This is a genomic window from Coleofasciculus sp. E1-EBD-02, assembly GCF_040218245.1.
In the GTDB taxonomy this organism is placed as follows: Bacteria; Cyanobacteriota; Cyanobacteriia; order Cyanobacteriales; family Coleofasciculaceae; genus Coleofasciculus.
On record NZ_JAVJQN010000210.1, the window covers coordinates 1 to 2,326 of the forward strand.

At 46.0% G+C, this 2,326-nt stretch carries 1 protein-coding gene and 1 pseudogene; one reads left to right on the plus strand and one right to left on the minus strand.

The window, feature by feature from the left end:
* Nucleotides 1-951, minus strand: a pseudogene (locus tag RIC07_RS32795) (ATP-binding protein); the annotation flags it as partial.
* A 383-nt stretch (nucleotides 952-1,334) separates the two neighbouring features.
* Here RIC07_RS32795 and RIC07_RS32800 point away from each other — a divergent pair.
* On the plus strand, nucleotides 1,335-2,326 hold a 992-nt coding region (locus tag RIC07_RS32800), incomplete at its 3' end, for an eCIS core domain-containing protein (RefSeq protein ID WP_446398181.1).

Genomic DNA, 2,326 nt, shown 5'->3' on the forward strand with positions numbered 1-2,326 from the left:
TAAAGTAATCATCGGGCGTTGATGTTGGGGTTGTCGTTCCTGGGTGCTGAAAATTAACGGCACTTTTAATTGTTCAACAAACTCAGCAATTGCCCACTCTCGCCGAGGATCACCTTGAGTCATCTCATCAGCATTCAGGAACAAGAAACTGTGGTTTAATAAAGTTTCCCGGAAACATCGTTGCATCAACTGATACAGTTCATTGGGATTAAAGGGAATAACAGATGCTGATATCATCTGAAGATTCCAGCCTAATGCGCTACAGGCGACAGTAGCAATAGATTGCTTCGCCCCTATATCTGAACCACATAACTGAACAACGGGATAGTCAAAATTTGCAAAAGGATTAGACCAAGTAGCGATAATTTTGTCAGCAATTTCTTGATAAGAAGGGGGAAGAGGAGTGGAAGATGAAGGCGGTACAGGCAAAAGGATACCTGCCAAATCTTTATCGATGCAAGGTTCACTCAATAGATAACAAAGAATCCGCCGATTAATGCGTAGAGGTGATTGAGTAAAGAATAATCCTTCCACCCTTTCAATCAGTTCCCACTGGTGTAACGGAGATTGGGAGGAAAGAATACCCAGATAAGACTGTTGAAACGTAGATAAGGCTAAATTCAGCGTGGGATAATTGCGTTTAGGATCGCCGTTAATTTTGGCACATAAGACTTCAAACTCATTATCCAACTCCATGCCAACACATAATAAGAGGATATATCGATCAAATTGGGAGAGGTGAAATAAAGCGCAGAGTTTATCTAAGGCTGGCGGCGCGTATTCTAGAATCGCTGCGACATCTGGGGATAACGTCGTTTCCAATTTGGCTAGACTGGGCTGATTTTGCTGGTAAGCGAGGTAATCTTCTAAAACCTGTCGGACTTGATTTACGGCTGTCTGGAGATAGTGAAAGTTGGCTTGATACCAGGTGATTGGTGTGGGAGTATCCATATATATTTCTATGTTTTAATGGTGTTAAAGTTTATCGTCTGTTTGGAGAGTGAAAGGGGGTAATAATCAAGTGGGTTAGGAAGAGCGATTCCCTCCGGGATAGCTATAGCCCTTCGGGCATGGCTACGCTAACGCTTACCGCAAAACTCAACAGTCTCTCCCCTTGCTCCCGTTGGATGGCTCTTATGTTAAAACATATTTCCGGTTGAATTCGGTTTAGACAAAATAGTTTATAATCTAGCCATCATCTCAAGATGTCTTGGGTCAAGCCGCTATCCGGCGTTTTCTCGGAACAGGCAGGCATTGACATATCGGAAAATCTCCCAGAAGTCTTGAGGGAATCGGCTCCAATTATCACATTATCGGACAACTGAGGCGGCATCATGGAGTATAAACCCGTACAAAAGAAAAATTCATCCTGGACTCCAACCCCGGTACAGAAAAAGGGTAAAAGTCCTGGTAAATTGGGACATTTTTCGATTCAACCCAAGTCAAACCCGTCCTCTGCCCCATCCCAAGAAATCGGGGAGTATTCCAGAGCCTCAGCCGATAGACTCGCCGCCAATGTAATGCGAGGAATCCAAGCTAAGGAACAGGAACAAGCTGAAGAGTCAACAGGAAAGCGTAAATCTGAATCACCCTGGGCACCAACGTTTGATGCCCCCCCACCCTTAGCACAAAGCCCTGCTTCCCAATTAAAAGGTGCTTTTGCCCCAGTCTCAGAAAACCCGATTCAACGACAATGTGCTGATTGTGCCAAAGAAGAGAAAGAACAGGCGCCAGAAGCCGGGAAAGACTTAGAGGAAATTGGCATTCAAACAAAATTGACCGTAGGAGCGCCAGGAGATCCCTACGAGCAAGAAGCTGACCGAGTAGCGTCTCAGGTAATATCAATGTCAGCACCTCCGGATAGTTCAGCATCAGTTCAGCGTCAGTTGGACACCAATCACCCCCATCACCCCCATCAGATCTGGCAAAGAGCGCAGTCAATTACACCTGTGGTGCACAGGCAAATTGATCCGCGCTTGCAAATGCGCCAGATGATACAACGGGCAGCTCAAATAGACGGAAATCAAGCATCTTTTGATTTAGAGAGTCGGTTGAATGCGTCTAAGGGTGGGGGTTCTCCGTTATCGGAGGGCGTGAGAGGATTTATGGAACCGCGCTTTGGGGCTGATTTTAGTGGGGTGCGGGTGCATACGGGTGGTGAAGCGGTGCAAATGAATCGGGAGTTGGGCGCTCAGGCGTTTACTCATGGGAGTGATGTTTATTTTGGGGCGGGGAAATCTCCGGGGAATAATGAGTTGACGGCGCATGAGTTGACTCATGTTGTGCAGCAAAGTGGCTCTAAAGTTCAACCTCAAATAGATGTAAA